The 23,568-nt window shown below is 60.8% G+C and carries 19 protein-coding genes; 13 read left to right on the top strand and 6 right to left on the bottom strand.

Annotated features, from left to right (window positions below; genetic code table 11):
• Window positions 1–39: 39 nt before the first annotated feature.
• Window positions 40–720: an acyl-homoserine-lactone synthase gene (locus AC54XV_RS08320; RefSeq protein WP_024639304.1), complete on the top strand. Its 681-nt coding sequence runs from the start codon at window positions 40–42 to the stop codon at window positions 718–720.
• Between the two features lies 1 nt (window position 721).
• Here AC54XV_RS08320 and AC54XV_RS08325 read toward each other — a convergent pair whose 3' ends face one another.
• Window positions 722–1,465: a helix-turn-helix transcriptional regulator gene (locus AC54XV_RS08325; protein WP_496718324.1), complete on the bottom strand. Its 744-nt coding sequence runs from the start codon at window positions 1,463–1,465 to the stop codon at window positions 722–724.
• A 287-nt stretch (window positions 1,466–1,752) separates the two neighbouring features.
• Between AC54XV_RS08325 and AC54XV_RS08330 the strand changes: the two genes are divergently transcribed.
• Complete coding sequence (locus AC54XV_RS08330; RefSeq protein WP_004408349.1) at window positions 1,753–2,856, top strand: transketolase-like TK C-terminal-containing protein; 1,104 nt, start codon at window positions 1,753–1,755, stop codon at window positions 2,854–2,856.
• 2 nt (window positions 2,857–2,858) lie between these two features.
• On the opposite strand, the gene AC54XV_RS08335 is transcribed toward AC54XV_RS08330, so the two are convergent.
• Window positions 2,859–3,311 carry a MarR family winged helix-turn-helix transcriptional regulator gene (locus tag AC54XV_RS08335; protein ID WP_004408348.1) on the bottom strand — a complete coding sequence of 151 codons (453 nt, stop codon included), beginning with the start codon at window positions 3,309–3,311 and terminating at the stop codon, window positions 2,859–2,861.
• A gap of 144 nt (window positions 3,312–3,455) precedes the next feature.
• Between AC54XV_RS08335 and aceE the strand changes: the two genes are divergently transcribed.
• Complete coding sequence (gene aceE / locus AC54XV_RS08340) at window positions 3,456–6,125, top strand: pyruvate dehydrogenase (acetyl-transferring), homodimeric type (protein WP_003415662.1); 2,670 nt, start codon at window positions 3,456–3,458, stop codon at window positions 6,123–6,125.
• A 97-nt stretch (window positions 6,126–6,222) separates the two neighbouring features.
• Here aceE and AC54XV_RS08345 read toward each other — a convergent pair whose 3' ends face one another.
• The 3 genes from AC54XV_RS08345 to AC54XV_RS08355 all read right to left on the bottom strand — a co-directional run bounded on the left by AC54XV_RS08345 (window position 6,223) and on the right by AC54XV_RS08355 (window position 10,201).
• Window positions 6,223–7,077 (bottom strand): pirin family protein, encoded by an 855-nt coding sequence (locus tag AC54XV_RS08345; RefSeq protein ID WP_058822896.1) that lies wholly within the window; start codon window positions 7,075–7,077, stop codon window positions 6,223–6,225.
• Window positions 7,078–7,266: 189 nt separating this feature from the next.
• Entirely contained in the window at window positions 7,267–7,677 is a 411-nt protein-coding gene (locus AC54XV_RS08350; protein WP_004408346.1) for a PA2817 family protein, read from the bottom strand.
• A 76-nt stretch (window positions 7,678–7,753) separates the two neighbouring features.
• Window positions 7,754–10,201 (bottom strand): acyl-CoA dehydrogenase, encoded by a 2,448-nt coding sequence (locus AC54XV_RS08355; RefSeq protein ID WP_496718328.1) that lies wholly within the window; start codon window positions 10,199–10,201, stop codon window positions 7,754–7,756.
• Window positions 10,202–10,361: 160 nt separating this feature from the next.
• Here AC54XV_RS08355 and AC54XV_RS08360 point away from each other — a divergent pair, with 160 nt between their 5' ends.
• The 10 genes from AC54XV_RS08360 (at window position 10,362) to murB (ending at window position 19,439) form a co-directional block, all read left to right on the top strand.
• The gene (locus AC54XV_RS08360; protein WP_058399308.1) at window positions 10,362–10,985 is read left to right on the top strand and encodes a glutathione S-transferase; all 624 of its coding nucleotides are present in this window, start codon (window positions 10,362–10,364) and stop codon (window positions 10,983–10,985) included.
• Window positions 10,986–11,168: 183 nt separating this feature from the next.
• Window positions 11,169–12,101 carry an ABC transporter ATP-binding protein gene (locus AC54XV_RS08365; protein WP_011267141.1) on the top strand — a complete coding sequence of 311 codons (933 nt, stop codon included), beginning with the start codon at window positions 11,169–11,171 and terminating at the stop codon, window positions 12,099–12,101.
• Window positions 12,098–12,886, top strand: coding sequence for an ABC transporter permease (locus tag AC54XV_RS08370; protein WP_054091477.1), 789 nt, complete (start codon window positions 12,098–12,100; stop codon window positions 12,884–12,886). Before AC54XV_RS08365 ends, AC54XV_RS08370 begins: the two co-directional genes overlap by 4 nt.
• 136 nt (window positions 12,887–13,022) lie before the next feature.
• A complete protein-coding gene (locus tag AC54XV_RS08375; protein WP_024651332.1) occupies window positions 13,023–15,239 on the top strand; it encodes a DNA internalization-related competence protein ComEC/Rec2 in 2,217 nt (738 codons plus the stop codon).
• A gap of 42 nt (window positions 15,240–15,281) precedes the next feature.
• A complete protein-coding gene (locus AC54XV_RS08380) occupies window positions 15,282–15,998 on the top strand; it encodes a flagellar polar localization protein PocA (protein WP_011267143.1) in 717 nt (238 codons plus the stop codon).
• Window positions 15,995–16,426 (top strand): flagellar polar localization protein PocB, encoded by a 432-nt coding sequence (locus tag AC54XV_RS08385; RefSeq protein ID WP_003317468.1) that lies wholly within the window; start codon window positions 15,995–15,997, stop codon window positions 16,424–16,426. The genes AC54XV_RS08380 and AC54XV_RS08385 overlap by 4 nt, the downstream gene beginning before the upstream one ends.
• Complete coding sequence (lpxK, locus tag AC54XV_RS08390) at window positions 16,426–17,421, top strand: tetraacyldisaccharide 4'-kinase (protein WP_054091479.1); 996 nt, start codon at window positions 16,426–16,428, stop codon at window positions 17,419–17,421. Before AC54XV_RS08385 ends, lpxK begins: the two co-directional genes overlap by 1 nt.
• Window positions 17,422–17,438: 17 nt before the next feature.
• Window positions 17,439–17,624 carry a Trm112 family protein gene (locus AC54XV_RS08395; RefSeq protein WP_002552679.1) on the top strand — a complete coding sequence of 62 codons (186 nt, stop codon included), beginning with the start codon at window positions 17,439–17,441 and terminating at the stop codon, window positions 17,622–17,624.
• On the top strand, window positions 17,621–18,385 hold the full coding sequence (gene kdsB / locus AC54XV_RS08400; RefSeq protein WP_024639315.1) for a 3-deoxy-manno-octulosonate cytidylyltransferase: 765 nt from the start codon (window positions 17,621–17,623) through the stop codon (window positions 18,383–18,385). The genes AC54XV_RS08395 and kdsB overlap by 4 nt, the downstream gene beginning before the upstream one ends.
• Before the next feature lie 34 nt (window positions 18,386–18,419).
• The gene (gene murB, locus AC54XV_RS08405) at window positions 18,420–19,439 is read left to right on the top strand and encodes a UDP-N-acetylmuramate dehydrogenase (protein ID WP_058399309.1); all 1,020 of its coding nucleotides are present in this window, start codon (window positions 18,420–18,422) and stop codon (window positions 19,437–19,439) included.
• Between the two features lie 154 nt (window positions 19,440–19,593).
• Here murB and rne read toward each other — a convergent pair whose 3' ends face one another.
• Window positions 19,594–22,899, bottom strand: a complete 3,306-nt coding sequence (rne, locus tag AC54XV_RS08410; RefSeq protein WP_060409235.1) for a ribonuclease E — start codon at window positions 22,897–22,899, stop codon at window positions 19,594–19,596.
• Between the last annotated feature and the right edge of the window lie 669 nt (window positions 22,900–23,568).

Below are 23,568 nucleotides of genomic sequence, written 5' to 3' on the forward strand. Positions count from 1 at the left end.
AGTAATGCTTCACGCTGGTGACGCCGGGTGGGTTTTAGAATGTCGAGCGGGTTTGAATTTCAGGTAGCCAGTTACAGTAAAGTGCCCGTCACGTTGCTGGAAACGCTGTATGCCCTGCGCAAGAAGATCTTTTCGGATCGGCTTGAATGGAAGGTTCGTGTCAGTCAGGCGTTCGAGTTCGATGACTATGACAGTGCCGCTGCGACTTACCTGATAGGCAGCTGGAACGGGGTTCCGCTGGCCGGGCTCAGGCTGATCAACACCTGTGATCCGTACATGCTGGATGGACCGTTTCGCAGTTTTTTCGACTATCCGGCGCCCAGAAATGCTGGCATGGCGGAGTCGAGCCGGTTCTTTGTCGACACGGAACGTGCCCGGTCGCTGGGTATTCTGCACGCGCCACTGACCGAAATGCTGCTGTTCTCGATGCACAATCACGCTGCCTCGGCTGGTCTGGAGTCCATCATCACGGTGGTCAGCAAGGCGATGGCGCGGATCGTGCGCAAGTCCGGGTGGGAGCACCGTGTTCTGGCAACGGGGGAGGCTTCACCAGGCGAGACGGTATTGTTGCTGGATATGCCTGTGAACGCCGACAACCATCAACGGCTGCTCGGCAGCATTGCCCGCAGGCAGCCCGTCACGGATGACCTGTTGCGCTGGCCAATACCGCTCGATGCATCAGCATCCTTGCAGCGAGCACGCATGGACAGCGCAGCCTGAGTCAGACCATGCCCATATTAATGGCTTTGTACACGGCCTGTTTGGCAGTGCGCACTTCGAGTTTGCTGGAAACGTTGGACATGTGAAATTTCACGGTGCGTTCCGAAATGGAAAATATCTCGGCGATTTCGCTGTAGGCCTTGCCCATGGCTACCCATTTCAGCACGCCTATTTCGCGGCTGGATAATTTGCATCGGGTGGGCTGCGGGAAGAGTTCGTGGGGCGCCTGTGTCTTGGTCAAACGGTCATGAAAGCGGATGAGGCTCATCTGGATATCAGCGGCCTTGTCGCGGATTCGCTGATCGAAGTCAGTCTGTTGCCTGGCATTGCAAAGACTCAGAGCGGCAAAAAGCCCGCTTGCATCGTGCAGGGTGAAAGTGGCCCCGGAGGACAGCTGGTATTTGGCCGAGCGCTTCAGGAAGTCATCGGTCTCGACGCCCTGAATGGCATGCCGGGCCTCTCTCCAGAAAAATGGCGTAATGCTATGCCAGGCATGTTTGATGATGGGATCGGTAAGGTGATAGTTGGAGGCAATATACGACTTCAGCCAGGAATCAGGATAGTTGGACAGGATGACCGGTTTGACAGTGCGTGTCTTTGGGCTGGAAAAGTAGGCATAGGTGAAATCGCCAATACGATGCAGATCGTTTTCGAAGTCTTCAATCAATTGACGCAGCGGAGCAGGGGCTGCGTTGATCTTGAGGGGCGGGCAGTCAAGTTGGGTGTGCACGGTACGAACCTCCATGTAATACCTTGTCTATTGTTTGTTTGCGGCCTGGCCGTCTTCATTATCCTCATTTGTATTTTCCGCAGTACATGAAAACATGGACTGCGTGTGTCTTTTGTCTTTGAACAAGGGCTTAGCCGTTGAAAATAATACGCTCATCGACCTGCCGAGTTGCGAGCGCACGCATGTTCGGGGACTGGCCATCGCGCTGCGATGAGGCGTGTCAGTGATTTTTATTGCGATTGCAATCATATTCTTGGTTCCATCAAGGTGCAAGGATGCTTGTCCGACAGCAAGGAGTAGTGATGAACAGCGCAAACAGTCATTCGTTGGCACCCCAGACCCGGTTCGCGGCGTTGGCCTGCATGGACAAGATTCAGGCGGTCACGGGGCTTGCGCTGCGTGGGTGTTGTTCACCCCTGTTCGCGATGGCCGATATCGTCGAGCGTCTGACCAGAGATCCGTCCACCTCGCGGCGGATATCGGTGGTACGGGCCAGCAAACACATGTCACGCGGACAGGAAGGCATGCTCGCCAGCGCCTGGCCGCTGAGATTTGCTGCGCAGGCTGGCGCGGTGGAGTTGCCGCTGATTTACATGATCAGCAGCGAAACCTCCGCCGAGTTGAGCGCGCTCGCATCGGAGTCGTTCCAGCGGGGCATCTTCTGCAACGATATCGAGACGCTGCCGTCACGCTGGCCCAAGGGTGCCCATCCCTGGTTACCGCTGTGGCTGCTGTCGAACCGCAAATGCCAGCCGTTTGACCCTGCGGATGCTGCCGAAGCGCGGGCGATCACACTGCACGCCCTGCACAGTCTGTATGTCGAAGGCCGGAGCGGCTTCTATTACATGGCCTTGCACGACGAGTCCAATGAGGAAGTCAGTGAACTGAGCGATGCTCAGGCTGTGGCGGCCGTACAGGGCATGTACCGGATTGGCGACGCCGTTTGCGGTCATGAAGGCCGTCGCGTACGCCTTCTGGGGGCGGGTCTGGCGCTGCGCTCGGTACGCCAGGCTGCCCGCCTGCTCCGTGAACACTGGGACGTCGATTGCGAAATCTGGAGCTGCCCCAGCTATACCCGAGTGGCCCGCGATGCCGCAGCCGCACGACGCTGGAATCGTTTCCATTCTGCACAACCCGCACGATCCTGGCACCTGCGCGATTGCCTGGGCGAGGGGCAGGACGCGGTGGTAGCCGTCACCGGCTACCCGCAGGCCGTGGTTGAACAGCTGCGTGAGCATGTCCCGGGGCGGTTCGTCGGGCTGGGTGCCGATTCCGCGGCCCCGCAGGGTACGCCTGCAACCCGTCCGGAGTGGATCGTCGTACAGGCCCTGACTGCGCTTGCGGAAGGCGGGCAACTGGGCTACGAGCCGCTGAAACTCGCCTTGCGACGCTATCAGCTGGTCTGATGTCAGCCTTTTCCACCGCTTTGCCGGGCGGCCAGTGCGGCACGCTCCAGCGCGTCGGCGAACACGCGGCGCTGCTGGTCGTCGAATTGCGTCAGAAACAGCTCGTCGACTGCCGTTTCGTAAACCTGCCACATCTGTTTGCGCAGGGTCCGGCCCTTGTCGGTGATCGCTGCCACGGCGCCTCGTCCATCGCTGTCGGACCTGTGGCGCGCCACCAGCCCTTCGCTTTCAAGCCGGTCGACCAGGCGAGTCAGGTTGTAGCGTTCAATGGCCATGACGTCGGCCAGCTCATGCATGCGGCGCATGCCTTGCGGGCCGCTTTCAATGCCCCAGAGCGCGTCATACCACGCATAGGCAGGCAGCCCGGCCGCCGCCAGACGTCGTTCGATTTCGCGAATCAGACAGCGGTGTGCCCTGACGAATCTGAACCACGTATCCGGTTCGGCTGACGACATGATTCACCTTTGTCTGAAATTCTTGAGGGTTGCAATAGTAACCGAGCGCGGGATAAATTCCGGTATTTGATTGCAATTGCAATCAGATTTTTCAAGGCAGACGCCTGTCCGGCGTCCACTGCCGCATCACAGTAGGAGACGACGATGGCACAGCAACCCCGGTTTCTTGACGAGGATCCGCAAGAAACCCGCGAATGGCTCGAATCGATTGAGTCGGTACTCAACACTGAAGGGCGCCCGCGCGCGCACTATCTGATCGATCAGTTGCTGGACTTCGACGTCGCCCAACATGGCGATTTCTACGGTCGGGTCACCACGCCTTACGTCAACACCATCCCCAGTGACCGCCAGCAGCCTTATCCGGGCGACCTTCAGGTTGAAAAACGTATCAACGCGTTCATCCGCTGGAACGCCCTGGTGATGGTGCTGCGTGCCGGCAAGCATTCCGGCGTGGGCGGCCATATCGCTTCCTACGCATCTGCTGCCGTGCTTTACGACGTCGGGTTCGACCACTTCTTCCGCGGGCGTACCGAGCAGTTTGCCGGTGACCTCGTCTATATTCAGGGGCATTCTTCGCCGGGCATTTACGGCAGGGCGTATCTGGAAGGTCGTCTGAGCGAAGAGCAACTGGACAACTTCCGTCGCGAAACCGATCGTGACGGCATTTCTTCCTATCCGCACCCGCGCCTGATGCCGGACTTCTGGCAGTTCCCCACCGTCTCCATGGGGCTGGGGCCCATCACTGCGGCGTATCAGGCACGCTTCATGCGCTACCTGGAGAATCGCGGACTCAAGGAACATCAAGGACGCAAGGTCTGGGCGTTCCTGGGCGATGGCGAGATGGATCAGCCTGAGTCACAGGCAGCCATTGCTCTGGCCGGGCGCGAGAAACTCGACAACATCATTTTCGTCGTCAACTGCAACCTGCAACGCCTTGACGGGCCGGTACGCGGCAACAGCAAGGTCATTCAGGAGTTCGAAAGTCTGTATCGCGCCGCAGGCTGGAACGTGATCAAGGTCATCTGGGGCGGCGGTTGGGATGCGCTGCTCGAGAAGGACAAGAGCGGGCTGCTGCGTCAGCGCATGATGGAATGCGTGGATGGCGAGTACCAGAACTACAAATCCCAGAATGGCGCCTACGTTCGCGAGCATTTCTTCGGCAAGTACCCGGAGCTGCTGGAACTGGTCAGCGACATGAGCGATGACGACATCTGGAAGCTCTCGCGTGGCGGCCACGATCCGGAAAAAGTCTACAACGCCTACGCTGCCGCAATGCGCCACAAGGGTGGGCCGACCGTGATCCTGGCCAAGACCGTCAAAGGTTTCGGCATGGGCGAGGCGGGTGAGGGGCAGAACATCAACCACCAGTTGAAGAAGCTTGGGGCAGAGGCGATCAAGGCCTTTCGCGACCGCTTCTCGCTGGACATCACCGATGACCAGCTGGGCGACATGCCGTACCTGAAACCGGCCGAGGGCAGTACTGAAGCGCTGTACCTCAAGGCCCGCCGGGCTCAACTGGGCGGTTACATTCCGGCCCGTTTCAGTGACGCTGCCACCCTGCAGATTCCGCCGCTCTCGGTGCTGGATACCCAGCTCAAGAACACCGGCGATCGCGGCATATCCACGACCATGGCCTTCGTGCGCATCCTCTCGACGCTGCTCAAGGATCCGAACATCGGCAAACTGATCGTGCCGATCGTGCCGGATGAGTCACGAACCTTCGGTATGGAAAATCTGTTCCGTCAGATCGGTATTCATTCCCACGTCGGTCAGTTGTACACGCCGCAGGATGCAGGGCAACTGAGCTACTACAAGGAAAGCACCGACGGGCAGATCATGCAGGAAGGTCTGAATGAGTCAGGTGCGATTTCTTCCTGGATCGCGGCCAGTACTTCCTACGCCAACCACGGTGTGATGACCGTGCCGTTCTATATCTTCTACTCGATGTTCGGCTTCCAGCGTGTAGGCGATCTTGCCTGGGCAGCGGGCGACGCCAGGGCGCGGGGTTTTCTGCTGGGCGCCACGTCAGGCCGAACCACGCTGATGGGCGAGGGGCTGCAGCATGACGACGGGCACAGCCATGTCATGTCGTCGACGATACCGTGCTGCGTGTCTTACGACCCGACGTTTGCCTTCGAGCTGGCGGTGATCATTCAGGACGGCATGCGTCGTATGTTTGCCGAAAATGAGGATATCTATTACTACATCACCTTGCTCAACGAGAACTACCCGCACCCGGATCTGCCCGAAGGCGCAGAAGCCGGCATTCTCAAGGGGATGTACCCGTTGCAGGCCAGTGCATCGATCAATACCGGCAAGCACGTGCAGTTGATGGGCTGCGGGTCGATCCTGCTGGAAGTCATCGCGGCCGCCAGACTGCTCGAAGACGACTTTGGCGTGAGCAGCGAAATCTGGAGTGTCACCAGCCTGACCGAACTGCGTCGTGAAGGTCAGGATGCCGAACGCTGGAACCTGCTGAATCCCGAACAGGAGCCGCGTCTGAGCTACGTGGAAAGCTGTCTGGCAGACAGGGAAGGGCCGGTGATTGTGGCGACCGATTACATGAAAATCTTCGCCGACCAGATCCGTCCCTTTGTACCCATGCGCCGTTTCGTGGCACTGGGCACTGACGGTTTTGGCCAGTCCGATACGCGTGAGTCGCTGCGCCACTTCTTCGAAGTGGACCGTTACTTCGTGGCGGTGGCTGCACTCAAGGCGCTGGCCGATGACGGCAAGGTCGAGCGCAAGGTGGTGGCGCAGGCCATCGAACGTTACAAGATCGACCCAGGCAAGCAGAACCCTGTGCTGGTCTGAGTCGCGCTCGTATCTGCTCTGACACCAGCAAAGCGGTCCGCCTTGCTGGTGAAGGGGCTGCTACAGACGAAGGGAAGTCTGACGGTCCGAACCGGGTTCACGCCGTCAGACGATCTTCCCGGAAGTCACGAATCGCCTGCTCGATCTCTTCCTTGGTGTTCATCACGAAGGGGCCGTATTGCACGATCGGCTCACGCAAGGGCTTGCCTGCAATCAGTAACAGCCGTGCACCCGCGGTGCTGCTGATCTGTACGGCACCGCTGTCGGACAGCCTTGCCATATGGCGTTTGCCGATCGGCTGGGCGCTGCCTTCCAGCTCGACACTGCCTTCATAGACGTACAGCAGCACAAGGTGCCCTTCGGGTACGTGCGGGCTGATACGACTGCCGGCAGGCATATCAAAGTCAAAGTACAGAGGCTCGGTATCCGGGCGCTGTACTGCCCCGGCCTGTTGAACCTGACCATCGTCGAAATGCCCTGCCAATACCACCACCTGCACACCGGCCTGAGTGGTGATACTCGGAACGTTTTCCGGCTGGATGTCCTGATAGCTGGCGTCGCTCAGCTTGTTCTTGCCCGGTAGGTTCAGCCAGAGCTGAAAGCCGCGCATGGTGCCTTCTTCCTGTTCGGGCATTTCGCTGTGAATGATCCCGCGTGCTGCGGTCATCCACTGCACACCGCCGCTCTGCAGAAGGCCGACATTGCCCATATGGTCTTCATGACGCATACGGCCTTCAAGCATATAGGTCACCGTTTCGAAGCCACGGTGCGGGTGAGGTGGAAAGCCGGCGATGTAGTCATCCGGCTTGTCCGATCCGAACTCGTCCAGCATCAGAAACGGGTCGAACTGCTCCACACCACGCCCGCCGAAGACGCGCGTCAGTTTGACGCCCGCGCCATCGGACGCTGGCTGACCCGTTTGAATGGACAGGACTTTACGAAATTGAGTCATGGGAGAGGGAGCACTCCTTATCAGATGATACGAAGTGTCATGGTATGCCTGTCTATTCGATAAATTGATTCGAATGCCGGGACTTAATGATCGTATTGATCGATGTGTTGCGCGGTGGGTGTATTGGCGCGGGGTGACAGGCAACCTGCCCGGAATGACCTCCGGAGCAGGCTTGAAGCCAAAGGATGCTCAGTGCTTGCTGCCCTGCGTCGACATGCTCAGCAGCTGTTTCTCCTGATTCCAGTCAAACGGTTCTTCGTTCTGCTCGGCGTCGTAGCGGCGCTCTTCCAGCGCCTGATACAGCTCGATTTCATCATCCGGCATGAAATGCAGGCAGTCACCGGCGAAGAACCACAGCAGGTCGCGCGGCACCAGGTGCGCGATTTGCGGGTAACGCTGGATGACCTGGCAGAGGATGTCCTGACCCAGGTACTGGCTTTCGATGGGGTCCTGCGGCAGCAGCTCGACCAGTTCGTCGAAACGCTCCATGAACAGCGCGTGGCTTTCTTCCGGAACCTGCTCGGCCTCGCCCAGCGCGACCAGAATGCTGCGCAGGTGTGCCAGCAGGCCAAGTTGGTGATCGAGAGTGGCGTCGGCCATTGGGTAATCCTCAAATGCAAAAACAGGCGCGAGAGTATAAAGCTCTACGCGCCTGCTGTGTGGTGTGACCTGACTATCAGCGAATCTTGCCGGCTGCCAGGGTCAGTTCTTCCTTGTCGAAATCATCCACATCGATCACCTTGCGGCGGGCTGCCTCGGCGGTACGCAGGGTCTGCGCTTCGTCGGCCTGCAACACACCGAGGCGCAGCGCGGCGTCGATGACCGGCTCGCCAGCGTCCGGCTTGACCTGACCACTCTTGATGGCCACTTGCAGCTTCTTGTGCAGCGGATACGCAGCGCTGAGCAGGTCGATGGCCTGTTGCAGTGCGCCGACCGGATCGTCTGCCGATTGCGGGCGATAGCAGCCTGCCAGCAACTCTTCCAGCGTCGGATCGCCCTTGGCGCGGCCCAGTACCTGAGCAACTTCGGCATCCAGTCTGTCCGACGGCCCCTTGTGCCGGCGACCGAACGGGAACACTACGGCACGCAGCACCCCGCCCAGTATCCGGTTGGGGAAGTTGCTGAGGATCTCGTCCATTGCCCGTTCCGAATGCCCGAGGCTTTCTTCCATGGCCCAGCGGAACAACGGGCTCATGTGGTCCGGCGAACCGAGGTCGTGATAACGCTTGAGCGCTGCCGAGGCCAGGTACATATGGCTGAGCACGTCGCCCAGGCGGGCCGACAGGCGTTCGCGGCGTTTCAGCTCGCCGCCGAGCAGCATCATGCTCAAGTCGGCGAGCATCGCGAACGCTGCTGCCTGGCGGTTGAGCGCCCGGAAGTAGCCCTGGCTCAGGCCGTTGCCCGGCGCTCTTTCGAAATGGCCAAAACCCAGGTTGAGGATAAAGGTGCTGGCGGCATTGCTCACCGCAAAGCCGATGTGTTTGAGCAGCAGGCTGTCAAACTCGATCAGCGCCTGCTGTTTGTCCTCACGCCCGGCCAGGGCCATTTCCTTGAGTACGAACGGATGGCAGCGAATCGCGCCCTGGCCGAAGATCATCAGGTTGCGCGAGAGGATGTTGGCGCCCTCGACAGTGATGAAGATCGGCGCACCTTGCCAGTTGCGACCCAGGTAATTGTTCGGGCCCATGATGATGCCCTTGCCGCCATGCACGTCCATGGCGTGACCGATACACTCGCGGCCGCGCTCGGTCAGGTGATATTTGAGGATCGCAGAGAGCACTGAAGGCTTCTCGCCCAGGTCGACCGCATTGGCCGTCAGCATGCGCGCACTGTCCATCAGCCAGGCATTGCCGCCGATGCGCGCCAGTGCTTCCTGGATGCCTTCGAATGCCGAGATAGGCACATTGAACTGCTCACGCACCTTCGCGTACTGGCCGGTGACCAGGCTGGTGTACTTGGCAGCGCCGGTGCCGACGGCCGGCAGCGAGATCGAACGACCCACCGACAGGCAGTTCATCAGCATCATCCAGCCCTTGCCCAGCATCGGCTGACCGCCGATCAGGTAGCTCAGCGGGACGAACACGTCCTTGCCGGAGTTGGGGCCGTTCATGAACGCTGCTCCCAGAGGCAGGTGACGGCGGCCGATCTCCACGCCGGGCGTATCGGTCGGAATCAGCGCCAGGCTGATACCCAGATCTTCTTTTTCGCCGAGCAGGTGCTCAGGATCGTGGGCCTTGAAGGCCAGGCCGAGCAGAGTGGCGACCGGGCCGAGGGTGATGTAGCGTTTTTCCCAGGTCAGGCGCAGGCCGATGACTTCTTCACCCTGCCACTGACCTTTGCAGATGATCCCGGTGTCGGTCATCGCGCCAGCATCGGAACCGGCCAGCGGACCGGTCAGCGCGAAGCAGGGAATGTCTTCGCCGCGTGCCAGACGTGGCAAGTAGTGATTGCGTTGCTCGTCGGTGCCGTAATGCAGCAGCAATTCGGCCGGGCCGAGGGAGTTGGGCACCATCACTGTGGACGCCAGGTCGCCGCTGCGGGTGGCCAGCTTCATGGCCACCTGAGAGTGGGCGTAGGCCGAGAAGCCCTTGCCACCGAATTCCTTGGGGATGATCAGCGCGAAGAAGCCGTGCGCTTTCATGTGCGCCCAGGCTTCGGGCGGCAGGTCCATGGCCTGGCCGATTTCCCAGTCGCTGACCATTGCGCAGAGTTCTTCGGTCGGCCCGTCGATAAAGGCCTGTTCCTCTTCGGTCAGCTGGACTTTCGGGTAGGCCAGCAGCTTGTCCCAGTCCGGACGACCGCTGAACAGCTCGCCATCCCACCAGACCGTGCCGGCATCGATCGCATCGCGCTCGGTCTGCGACATCGGCGGCAGGACTTTTTGAAACCAGCTGAACATCGGCGCAGTGAAATGCTTACGGCGCAGATCGGGCAGCATTACCGGAACGAACACTGCCAGCCAGAGCAACCAGAACACTGTCTGCAGCCATCCTGGCGCGTGACTGAAAATACCCATGGCCAGCAGGTAGACAGCTACCACGCCAAGCGCCGGGAGCGGGGCGGTTCGCCGATGAGCCAGCCAGGCAATGCCGACGACCAGCACAACAATCCACAACAACAGCATAAGTATTCCTCCGTGATGACCGCCGCTGTGGCAGCGATCAAACTGGTCGCCAGGCAGTGGTGAGGCGACATCGATAGTGACCCCTGGTTGACGAGGAAGTTGCCGCCGCTTAGGGGTAGACTGTGAGCCTTTATTTATCAGCGACTGCGAGGGGAACGCAATGCTCAAGATCTGGGGACGGAAGAATTCCAGCAATGTGCGCAAGGCACTCTGGATTGCCGAGGAAGTGGGCATACCCTACGAGACGCAGGACGCTGGTGGTGCATTCGGCCTGGTCAACGAAGCGGCCTATCGCGCGAAAAACCCTAACGGCCGGATTCCGATGATTGAAGACGGCGACTTCGTGATGTGGGAGTCCAACGCCATCGTGCGCTATCTGGCCGCCCGGCATGCCCCCGATTCTGATTTATACCCCGCAGACCTGCAGGCCCGCGCCAATGCAGACAAGTGGATGGACTGGACCACCTCGACCATCGCCGCGCCGTTCAGCCCGGTGTTCTGGGGCGTAGTACGCACGCCGGCCGAGAAACAGGACTGGCCGGCCATCGAGCAAGGCATCAAGACGCTGCACAGCCTGCTGCTGGTGGCCGACGAGGCGCTGTCGCGACAGCCCTATCTGTCTGGCGATGCTTTCGGCATGGGCGATATTCCCCTGGGATGCTTCGCCTACGGCTGGTTTGAAATGCCGATTGAACGTCCGCCGCTGCCTCACCTCCAAGCCTGGTATGAGCGTCTCAAGACGCGCCCGGCTTATCGCAAGGCGGTCATGACCCCGTTGACCTGAGCATGTGATGTGAACAGGTGAAAGGGCTGATCGGGCGCATGTCCGGCGCTCGATATTTACTATTAACAGATGTGTCTGTACTTGAACGACGCAGCCGAGCACCATTGCGCGGCTGGGTCGTCACGGCAGGCGGCTGGTGACAGTCATCTTCAATTCCTTTTTCTGATGAGTACCTTTCCCGATATGTCTTCCGCTCTGTCCATTCGGCAGTTAACCAAAACCTACGGCAACGGTTTCCAGGCCTTGAATGGCATCGATCTGGACGTCGCCGAAGGTGATTTCTTCGCCTTGCTGGGCCCCAATGGCGCTGGCAAATCCACCACCATCGGCATCATCTCGACGCTGGTCAACAAGACCAGTGGCACGGTGAACATCTTTGGTCACGACCTGGATCGCGAGCCCGCTGCGCTCAAACGGTGCATCGGTGTCGTGCCGCAGGAGTTCAACTTCAACCAGTTCGAGAAGACCCTCGACATCGTCGTCACTCAGGCGGGCTACTACGGCATCCCGGCGAAAATCGCCAAGGAACGCGCCGAGCAGTACCTGACGCAGCTGGGGCTGTGGGAAAAGCGCGATGTGCCGTCGCGTTCACTGTCCGGCGGCATGAAGCGGCGCCTGATGATCGCCCGTGCGCTGATTCACGAGCCGCGCCTGCTGATCCTCGACGAACCCACCGCAGGTGTGGACATCGAGTTGCGCCGTTCGATGTGGACCTTTCTCACCGAGCTGAACAGCAAAGGCATCACCATCATCCTCACCACGCACTACCTGGAAGAGGCTGAACAGCTGTGCCGCAACATCGGCATCATCGACCACGGGGTGATCGTGCAGAACACCGGCATGAAGCAGTTGCTCAGCACGTTGACCGTCGAGACGTTCGTGCTCGATCTCAAGGCCTCCTGGCAGAGCGCGCCACAATTGCCCGGTTTCCCTTGCCGCCTGCTCGACAGCCACACCCTGGAAGTGCAGGTCGACAAGAACGTCGGCATCACGGCACTGTTCAGTCAGCTCGCCTTCCAGAACATCGAAGTCTTGAGCCTGCGTAATAAATCCAATCGCCTTGAGGAGTTGTTTGTGTCCCTGGTGGAAAAAAACCTCGCGAAGGTGGCGGTATGACCGTACCCAACGGCGAGTTGCGCCCCAACCTGATCGCCCTGAAAACCATCGTCTACCGTGAAGTGCACCGCTTCATGCGGATCTGGCCGCAGACCCTGCTGCCGCCAGCCATCACCATGGTCCTGTACTTCGTCATCTTCGGTAACCTCATCGGTCGCCAGATCGGCGACATGGGCGGCTTTACCTACATGCAGTACATCGTGCCGGGGCTGATCATGATGTCGGTGATCACCAACTCCTACGGCAACGTGGTCTCGAGCTTCTTTGGTGCCAAGTTTCAGCACTCCATCGAAGAACTGATGGTGTCGCCGGTCTCGCCGCACACCATTCTGGTCGGTTACACCCTGGGCGGTGTATTGCGTGGTCTGATGGTCGGTTTCATCGTCACCATGCTGTCGATGTTTTTCACCGACCTGCAAGTACATCACTTGGGCGTGACCATTATCGTGGTGGTGTTGACCGCGACAATTTTCTCGCTGCTGGGCTTCATCAACGCAGTGTTTGCGCGCAACTTCGATGATATCTCGATCATCCCGACCTTCGTCCTGACCCCGCTGACTTATCTGGGCGGCGTGTTCTACTCGATCAACCTGTTGCCACCGTTCTGGCAGACCGTGTCGCTGGCCAACCCGGTCCTGCACATGGTCAATGCCTTCCGCTACGGCATTCTGGGCGTCTCCGACATCAAGATCAGCATCGCCCTGGCGTTCATGATCGTGGCGACCTTCGTGCTGTATATCGGCTGCGCCAAGTTGCTGGTGAGCGGTCGCGGTATGCGTCAGTAACACATTGGCTTCGACCCGCCAGGCTGGCGGGTCGAGCGCTGGCCGGGACCGGCCGTTCAGATTCTGCAACACACCACCCCTTCCGACATTTCCCCTGTGCGCTGATTCTTGAGGCTTTCCGCTGCAAGGAACCGTCATGCGCACAGGGATGATCGCGCTCGCGCTCGGGCTGCTTGCCCTGCGTTTTCTACCGGCCCTGCCGCCGGCCTGGCTTCTGCTGCTGATGCCGATACTGGCGTTGATGTTGCTGCCGTTCCGTACCTATCCGCTGGCGTTCTTTCTGCTCGGTTTCACCTGGGCCTGCGTTTCGGCGCAGTGGGCATTGAGTGACCGCTTGGCGCAGCGTCTCGATGGTCAGACGCTGTGGGTGCAGGGCAAGGTGGTCGGTTTGCCGAGTGTCGCCGAAGGTGTGGTGCGCTTTGAACTGGAAGATGCCTGGTCACGACGTGCCAGGCTGCCGGCGCGAATCCGCGTGGCGTGGTACGGCGGCCAGCCCGTAAACAGCGGCGAGCGCTGGCGCATGGCGGTCAAACTCAAGCGGCCGGCCGGGCTGGTCAATCCGGATGCTTTCGACTATGAAGCCTGGCTACTGGCGCAGCGCATCGGTGCGACCGGCACGGTGGTGGATGGTCAGCTGTTGGCACCTGCGCGTGCCGCCTGGCGCGATGCCATTCGTCAGCGTCTTCTGACGGTCGATGCGCAGGGCCGGGAGGGCGGTCTGGCTGCGCTGGTGCTGGGCGATGGCTCAGGGCTGTCGAGCACCGACTGGCAGGTGTTGCAGGATACTGGCACTGTGCATCTGCTGGTCATTTCCGGCCAGCACATCGGTTTGCTGGCCGGGGTGATCTACGCGCTGGTCGCAGGCCTGGCGCGCTGGGGGCTGTGGCCACGCTTTTTGCCCTGGCTGCCGTCGGCGTGTGCACTGGCGTTCAGTGCTGCACTGGGCTACGGACTGCTGGCCGGTTTCGAGGTGCCGGTCCGGCGAGCCTGTGTGATGGTCGCGATGGTGCTGCTGTGGCGCTTGCGTTTTCGTCACCTGGGCGTGGTCTGGCCTTTGTTGCTGTCCTTCAACGCGGTGCTGATCTTCGAGCCGCTGGTGACGCTGCAGCCGGGTTTCTGGCTGTCCTTCGCGGCGGTCGGCATTCTGATCCTGATTTTCAGCGGGCGTCTTGGCGCCTGGAGCTGGTGGCAAAGCTGGACACGGGCGCAATGGCTGATCGCCGTTGGCTTGTTGCCGATCCTGCTGGCGCTGAACCTGCCGATCAGCCTCAGCGGCCCGTTTGCCAACCTGCTTGCGGTGCCTTGGGTCAGCGTGATTGTCCTGCCGCCGGCATTGCTCGGAACGCTGTTGCTGCCAGTCCCCGTGGTCGGGGAAGGTCTGCTCTGGCTGGCGGGCGGGGCGCTGCAGGGGCTGTTCGTATTCCTCGGCGCGGTGGCCGCCGCATTGCCGGCCTGGTTGCCCAGTGCCGTGCCGGTCTGGGCATGGTGGTTGAGTCTGCTCGGAGCCTTGCTCCTGTTGCTGCCCAAGGGCGTGCCCCTGCGTCCGCTGGGCTGGCCGTTGCTGTTGCTGTGCGTTTTTCCGCCGCTCGAATCAGTGCCTGAAGGTCAGGTCGATGTGTTGCAACTGGATGTGGGGCAGGGCCTGGCGATTCTCCTGCGCACCCGCAATCACACACTCCTGTATGACGCAGGTCCACGTTTCGGTGAGTTCGATATCGGTCAGCGCGTGGTCGTGCCCGCCATGCGCAAGGCGGGTGTCCGCCATCTTGACCTGATGTTGATCAGCCATTCCGACGCAGACCATGCCGGAGGTGCAGCAGCGGTTCATCAGGCCTTTCCGGTGGCCCGCGTGCTAGGCGGTGAGCTGGCCCGCCTCGCGCCGCAACTCGACGCCCGACTGTGCGAGAGCGGTGCACGCTGGGAGTGGGATGGCGTGGTGTTTTCCACGTGGCGCTGGGAGCAGGGGCCTGACGGCAATCCGGCCTCCTGCATCCTCAGCGTCGACGCTAGGGGCGAGCGTCTGCTGCTGGCGGGCGATATCGACGTGCACGCCGAGCGTGCGGCGATCGACAGCGGGTTCGACCTTCGTGCCCACTGGTTGCAGTCGCCGCATCACGGCAGCCGTACCTCGTCGTCCAAAGCATTTCTGCGCGCCGTGGCACCGGTTGGCGTGCTGATTTCCCGTGGTCGCAACAACGCGTTCGGTCACCCGCATCCGTTGGTCATGGCGCGCTATCGAGGCCTGGGCATCGCCAGTTACGACAGTGCCGAGCTGGGCGCGGTCCGTCTGCAACTGGGGACATTCGGAACGCCACAGGCCGAGCGCGCGCAACGGCGCTTCTGGCGTGATTGAGTGAATGGATATCGATCTCGGCGTTCGGCACTTGGCGACCCTATGGTAGAGTGGCGCCAATTTTTCGAGGGAGTGATCACTGTGTGGGAACTGGTCAAATCTGGCGGCTGGATGATGCTGCCGATTATTCTGAGCTCCATCGCCGCCGCCGGCATCATCATCGAGCGCCTGTGGACGTTGCGTGCCAGCCGTATCACGCCACCGCACCTGCTCGGGCAGGTCTGGCAGTGGATTCAGGAACAGAAGCTGGACAGCGAAAAGCTCAAGCAGCTGCGCGCTGACTCGCCGCTGGGCGAAATCCTTGCCGCAGGGCTGGCCAATTCCAGGCATGGTCGCGAGATCATGAAGGAATGCATCGAAGAAGCCGCTGCCCGGGTCATTCATGAACTGGAGCGCTACCTCAGCGCACTGGGCTCGATCGCTGCCATGGCGCCGTTGCTTGGTTTGCTCGGCACGGTGCTGGGCATGATCGATATCTTCGGCTCGTTCAACAGCTCCGGGGCCACCGCCAATGCCGGTGTGCTGGCAGGTGGTATTTCCAAGGCGCTGATCTGTACCGCGTCGGGTCTTATCGTAGCGATCCCGGCGATTTTCTTTCATCGCTTTCTGCAGAGCCGCGTCGATGAGCTGGTAGTCGGCATGGAACAACAGGCCATTCGTCTGGTTGAAGTGGTGCAGGGCGACCGCGATGTCGATCTGATCGACGCCAAGATCGATCTCAAGTCGCTGGCCAGAGCGGGCGGGGGCAAGAAGAAGTGAAATTTCGCCGTCGCAGACCCCGGGAAAACATCGACATCAATCTGGTCTCTCTGATTGATGTGGTGTTCATCCTGCTGCTGTTCTTCATTGTGACGACCACCTTTACCCGTGAAACCCAGTTGCGGGTGGATCTGCCCCAGGCCGTAACCGGAACGCCGGACGTGGATGCCAGCGCCAAACAGCTGGACATTGCCATCAACGCCGACGGGATTTTCTCGCTGAACAATCAGTTGTTGCCAAAAAACGACCTGGCGACGCTGATCGAGGCGCTGCAGCGCGAGTCGGGGGGCGATACCAGCCTGCCGCTGTCGATCAGCGCCGACGGCAAGACCCCGCACCAGTCGGTCATCACGGCCATGGATGCGGCGGGCAAGCTGGGCTTCAGTCATCTGCGCATGACCACTGTCGAGGCCACACCGGCTAACTGATGGCATTCACTGACCGTTTGCTCGACGCCTGGTACAAGGGCCACCCTGCGCTGGCGCTGTTGCGCCCGCTCGAAGGTCTTTACCGGCGTGTCGTAGAGCGCAAACGGGCGCGGTTTCTGGCGGGCGAAGGTGATATCTATCGAGCGCCGGTGCCGGTCATTGTGGTGGGTAATATCACCGTCGGTGGCACGGGCAAGACGCCGTTGATTCTCTGGATGATCGAGCATTGCCGCCGTCGCGGTTTGCGTGTCGGTGTGGTCAGCCGTGGCTACGGCGCCAAGCCGCCAAGCCTGCCGTGGCGTGTCCTGCCTGAACAAAGTGCCAGCGAGGCGGGGGACGAGCCGTTGCTCATCGTGCAGCGCTGCGGTGTGCCGCTGATGATCGATCCGGATCGCAGTCGCGCCGTACAAGCCTTGCTCGCTGCCGAATCGCTGGATGTGATTCTTTCCGACGACGGCTTGCAGCATTACCGGTTGGCCCGCGACCTGGAACTGGTGCTGATCGATGCCGCCCGTGGTCTGGGCAATCGCCGCTGTCTGCCTGCCGGGCCGTTGCGCGAACCGGCCGAGCGGCTGAACAGTGTCGACGCCTTGCTTTATAACGGTGCCACGGCTGACAGGGACGACGGCTATGCCTTCAGGCTCAAGCCTTCGGCACTGATCAATCTGCGCAGTGGCGAACGTCAGCCAGTGGATTATTTCCCGGCCGGGCAGGCGCTGCATGCGGTCGCCGGAATCGGCAATCCCCGACGTTTCTTCAATACCCTCGAAGGATTACACTGGCGACCGGTGCCTCACGCGTTCGCCGACCATGCTGTCTACAGTGCCGAAGCGCTGACATTTGCACCCGCGCTGCCCTTGGTCATGACCGAGAAGGATGCGGTGAAGTGTCGTGCCTTTGCCGCTGATGACTGGTGGTATCTGGCAGTGGATGCAGTACCTTCCGATGCCTTTGTCGGTTGGTTCGACCAGCAACTGCTACGTCTTTCTCCATGATTGCTTCAGGATCTCCTATGGACACCAAACTACTCGATATCCTCGCTTGCCCTGTCTGCAAGGGACCATTGAAGCTTAGCGCCGACAAGACCGAGCTGATCAGCAAGGGCGCAGGCCTTGCCTATCCGGTGCGCGACGGCATCCCGGTGATGCTCGAAAGCGAAGCTCGCACCCTGAGCACCGACGAGCGGCTGGAAAAATGACCGCAGCGTTTACCGTTGTCATTCCTGCGCGCTACGGCTCCAGCCGCTTTCCGGGCAAGCCGCTGAAAACCATTGCTGGCAAACCCATGGTTCAATTGGTCTGGGAGCAGGCCTGCAAGAGCAGCGCCGAACGCGTGGTGATTGCCACCGACGATGCGCGCATTGTCGAAGCCTGTCAGGCTTTTGGTGCCCAAGTGCTGCTGACGCGCGACGATCACAACTCCGGCACCGATCGTCTGGCCGAGGTGGCCGCGCAATTGGGCCTGGCGGCTGACGCGATTGTCGTCAATGTGCAGGGCGACGAGCCGATGATCCCGCCTGCGGTGATCGATCAGGTGGCGTCCAATCTGGCCGCCCATCCCGAAGCCGGCATGTCCACGCTGGCCGAGCCTATCGACGACGTGGCCGCGTTGTTCAACCCCAATATCGTCAAGGTGGCTACGGACATCAACGGCCTGGCGCTGACGTTCAGCCGGGCTCCCTTGCCGTGGGCGCGCGATGCGCTTGCAGCAAATCGCGACCAGCTGCCTGCCGGCGTGCCTTATCGTCGGCACATCGGGATCTACGCTTATCGTGCGGGTTTCCTGCATGACTTCGTCAGTTGGGGCCCGTGCTGGCTGGAAAACACCGAAAGCCTGGAACAATTGCGGGCGCTGTGGAATGGCGTGCGAATTCACGTTGCCGACGCGCTTGAAGCGCCACCCGGTGGCGTCGATACCCCCGAAGACCTGGAGCGCGTAAGGCGCTTGCTGGAGGGTTGATGCGCTTCGTCCAGTGTTCCGGGAAGGCGAGGGCATGAGCTTGCAGGTGCAATCAGCGATTTCCCTCAAGCCGTTCAATACGTTCGGTGTGGATGTTCAGGCCCGGTTGTTTGCCGAAGCGCACAGCGATGATGATGTTCGCGAGGCGCTGGCCTACTCGGCCAGGCATGACGTGCCGCTGCTGGTGATTGGAGGTGGCAGCAACCTGCTGCTCAGCGCTGACGTGCAGTCATTGGTGGTGCGCATGGCCAGCCGCGGCATTCGCATCGTGCACGAGGACTGTCTCGAGTCGATTGTCGAGGCAGAAGCTGGCGAGCCCTGGCATCCGTTCGTGCAGTCCTGTCTGGAGCTGGGGCTGGCGGGGCTGGAAAACCTCAGTCTGATCCCAGGCACCGTTGGCGCGGCACCCATGCAGAACATCGGTGCTTATGGCGTCGAGATCAAGGATGTCTTCCATAGCCTGACTGCGCTGGATCGTGAAACCGGCGAATTGCGCGAGTTTTCTCTGCAGGACTGTGCGTTCGGCTACCGCGACAGCGTGTTCAAGCATCAGGTCGCGCGCTGGTTGATCCTGCGTGTGCGTTTCAAGCTCAGTCGCGTAGCTCGCCTGCACCTCGAATATGGCCCGGTTCGTCAGCGTCTCGACGAGCAGGGTATCGATCGGCCGACGCCGTTCGATGTCAGCCGTGCGATCTGCGCCATTCGCAGTGAAAAGCTGCCTGACCCAGCAATGCTGGGCAATGCCGGCAGTTTCTTCAAAAACCCGATTATCACTGCCGAACTGTACGCAACGATCAAACAGCAGCACCCAGGCGTCGTCGGCTACCCGCAGGACGGTGGTCGAGTGAAGCTGGCGGCCGGGTGGCTGATCGAGCAGGCAGGCTGGAAGGGCTATCGCGATGGTGACGCCGGCGTGCACAAGCTCCAGTCGCTGGTGCTGGTCAACTATGGGCAGGCCAGTGGCTTGCAGCTACTAAGTCTGGCGCGCCGTATACAGACCGACATCGCTGAACGTTTTGGTGTCGAGCTGGAAATGGAGCCGAACCTCTACTGATAGCCTGGGGATGGTCTCTTGTGAGAGGGAGCTCGCTCGCGAAGAGATCAGATCAAGCGCCGCGTATTGAAGATGAGCGTGGTGCAAGCCTCAATCAACGGACATGAAAAAGCCCCGCCTGTTTGCACAGGCGGGGCTTTTTCATGGGCCGGGGTTAGACGAGGGGTTTAGGCTCGTTTTCTTTCTCGGCTTCATGTTGCGGTTTAACTGCTGGTTGCTCAGTTGCCGCTTCTTCGGTCTTTTCCTCGGCTGCCGGTGAAGGCTGGGCCGATTCTGCTTCAGCGGCAGCAGGCGCCGCCTCGACGACTGGAGCGCTGGCAGCAGCGGCTTCCTGTTGACGACGTGCTTCTTCTTCACGCTTGCGGCGACGAACTTCACGAGGATCGTTCGGTGCGCGGCCCGTGCTGCTGACCACTGGTGCAGGCGCTGCTTCTACCGCCGCAGGTGCCTGCTCTTGTGGGGCCGGAGCCTGTTCTTCAACGACCGGCTGAGGCGCGACGTAAGGAGCAGGTTCTTCTTGCAGCGCTACCGGCTCGACGACAGCAGCAGGTGCAGGCGTTGGCAGTTCGGATGATTCAGTGGCTGGCACTTCCTCATGAGCCGCTGCTTCGACCGGCGCCTGTGGTGCTGGCTCTGGCGTCGGCTTGAACGGCACTACGCGTTCTGCGTGAGGTGCTTCGAACAGTTCGGACTGCGCAGCAATGGCAGGTGCTTCGACCGCTGCCGGCTGAACTTCAACCTCTGGAGCAGACTGTGCTACAGGAGCATCGTCTGCCACAGGGGCTTCAACGGCCGGTGCTTCGACAGTCGACTCGGCAACGGTCGGTGCTTTTTCGGCAACCGGTGCTTCGGTGGCTGGCGTTTCAGCTACTGGCGTTTCGGTCGCAGATGCTTCGGCAGCAGCTGCCTGATGCGCCGGCTCGGCGTCTGCAGCGGCTGCGTTGCTGTTGGCACGTTCGGCCTGCTGATGCGCGTCGGCTTCTGCAGGCGCGCTGATCACGCTGCTGGCAGCGGACGCTGCGGCGGTGAAGCCCAGACCCGCCGACAGGTCGGTGGCGCTGCCTTCTTCTTCGTTGCCGTTCTCTTCGGAGCCTTCGATCACGTTGCCATTGGCATCGCGCTGACGCTCACGACGATTGCTGCGACGACGCTGGCCACGCGAGCGGCGGCGAGGGCGGTCGCCTTCGCTACCGTCGTTGCCTTCCTGGTTCTCGTCGTTGGTCTGCTCTTCGTTGAGCAGCACTTCCTCTTCTTCGCTCGCGGCAGCCGCGGCCTGTTCGGCGCGTGGTTGACGTTCTTCACGAGGCGCGCGCGGCTGGCGCTCTTCGCGTGGTGCGCGTTCAGGACGCTCCTCGCGAGCGAGGTTCACTGCCGGGGCTGCATCCAGAGGCTCGCGCAGTTCGCGAACCGGGCGATCTTCGCGCGCTTCACGTGGCTTGCGCTCGCGGGTGGTACGGGCTGGACGCTCTTCGCGCGGAGCCGACTCCTCGCGGGCTTCACGCGGTTCGCGAACGGTGCGCTCTTCACGAGGTGCACGTTCCTCACGCGGCGCACGCTCTTCGCGAGGTGCGCGCTCTGCACGTTCTTCGCGGGGGGCGCGTTCTTCACGAGGCTTGCGCTCTTCGTCGCGGCGATTGTTGCGGCCACGGCTCTGCTGGCGGCCGTTGCGGCGTTCTTCGTTGCGGGCTGGACGCTGTTCTGCAACAGGTTTCTCGACCACGACCGGAGCAACAGGCTCTTCCTTGGTCGCGAACAGGCTGACCAGAGATTTCACCAGACCCTTGAACAGGCTTGGCTCGTGAGCGACAGGTGCGGGTGCAGGCGTTGGTGCAGGGGCAGCGGCTTCTACCGGGACCGGCGCATTGGCGCGAGCCGGGGCAGTCTTGACGGCTGCTTCCTGACGAACAAGGGTGCGGGTTGCAGCGGCCAGCGGGGCAATTTCTTCCACTTCGGCAGCGGCAGCAGCGATTTCGTAGCTGGTCTGGCTGCTGTGCGCTTCAGGGCTGTCATCACGCAGACGCTGAACTTCGAAGTGCGGCGTTTCCAGCTGATCGTTCGGCAGAATGATGATGCGGGCACGGGTGCGCAGTTCGATCTTGGTGATCGAGTTGCGTTTTTCGTTGAGCAGGAAGGCCGCGACCGGGATCGGCACCTGAGCGCGCACTTCGGCAGTGCGGTCTTTCAGGGCTTCTTCTTCGATCAGGCGCAGGATGGCCAGCGACAGCGATTCAACATCACGGATGATGCCGGTGCCGTTGCAGCGAGGGCAGACGATGCCGCTGCTTTCGCCCAGCGATGGACGCAGGCGCTGACGGGACATTTCCAGCAGGCCGAAGCGCGAAATACGACCGATCTGCACGCGGGCACGGTCGGCTTCCAGGCTTTCGCGGACTTTCTCTTCCACGGCGCGCTGGTTCTTGGCCGGCGTCATGTCGATGAAGTCGATGACGATCAGGCCGCCGATGTCACGCAGACGCAGTTGACGGGCGATTTCCTCAGCCGCTTCAAGGTTGGTCTGCAGGGCGGTTTCTTCGATGTCGCTGCCTTTGGTGGCGCGCGCCGAGTTGATGTCGATGGACACCAGGGCTTCGGTCGGATCGATGACGATGGAGCCGCCGGAAGGCAGTTCGACAACGCGCTGGAAGGCGGTTTCGATCTGGCTTTCGATCTGGAAGCGGTTGAACAGCGGGACGCTGTCTTCGTAAAGCTTGATCTTGCTGGCGTACTGCGGCATCACCTGGCGGATGAAGGTCAGTGCTTCTTCCTGGGCTTCGATGCTGTCGATCAGGACTTCACCGATATCCTGACGCAGGTAGTCACGGATGGCGCGGATGATGACGTTGCTTTCCTGGTAGATCAGGAAAGGGGCGGAGCGATCGAGGGACGCTTCCTTGATGGCGGTCCACAGTTGCAGCAGGTAATCGAGGTCCCACTGCATTTCTTCGCTGCTGCGGCCCAGGCCTGCAGTACGAACGATCAGACCCATGTCGGCTGGCGCGATCAGGCCATTGAGGGCTTCACGCAGTTCGTTGCGCTCTTCACCTTCGATACGACGCGAGATGCCGCCGGCACGAGGGTTGTTGGGCATCAGAACCAGGTAGCGGCCGGCAAGGCTGATGAAGGTGGTCAGGGCTGCGCCCTTGTTGCCACGTTCTTCTTTCTCGACCTGAACGATGACTTCCTGGCCTTCGCTCAGGACGTCCTTGATGTTGACGCGGCCTTCAGGGGCTTTCTTGAAGTACTCGCGGGAGATTTCCTTGAGGGGCAGAAAGCCGTGGCGCTCAGAGCCGAAATCGACAAAGGCAGCCTCAAGGCTGGGTTCGATGCGAGTGATTCGGCCTTTATAGATGTTGGCCTTCTTCTGCTCGCGTGCACCTGACTCGATGTCCAGGTCGTAGAGGCGCTGGCCGTCTACCAGTGCAACACGCAACTCTTCGGGTTGAGTTGCGTTAATCAGCATTCTTTTCATGTAGTACCGTCGGTTTCCGGGCTGCCGGAAACGGCGTTCGGCACACACGACTTCTCACGGTCGGTGTCAGGGCACGTCAGGAGTGGTTGGACACTCCAGTGTCTAGCGAGGTCCTCGCCCAGAGGGGGCGGAGGGTCGCGACGACGTTTCCTGCTTGCTGTGGTGGCATAAGACACCCCTTTCAGCAAAAGCTTTGTCAGGAGGAGGAATCGACCATCGGTAGCGGACGAGATGAAGCGTCTAGAACAAGCCTTGTGCTACACAGTCCGATGGTTGTGCGTCTCCACCCTACACGTATCCCTGATAATTCGGGTGCTGCCGCGCGCAGAATCCGCAGCGGGTTGGCATTTACCGCGACCTTCGATAGGGAAGGTCGCGCATCATGGCTTGAGGCGTTGTTCCCGAAGCATTCGCTCGTAGCGTCTGAAAGCGACTGCACTTTGTGAACTGGCCATGAACTGTCCGCACTGGCCGCGAGCTGTCTGCTCTGCTGTCAGGCGTGTTTCCGGCCTCATGTCACCTGCGCTTGTTACGTTTTCAGCGTGCTCCGTTGTCACCGAACACCGCGTAGGACGGCCTCCCGTCCTTGTGAATTGCGTTGGTCAGGGCCGGTTGTCAACCGTTGGTCCGCTGTCCGGCCGCTTTTGGCGGCGTTCGCGA

The organism is Pseudomonas fragariae (ex Marin et al. 2024) (assembly GCF_059621105.1).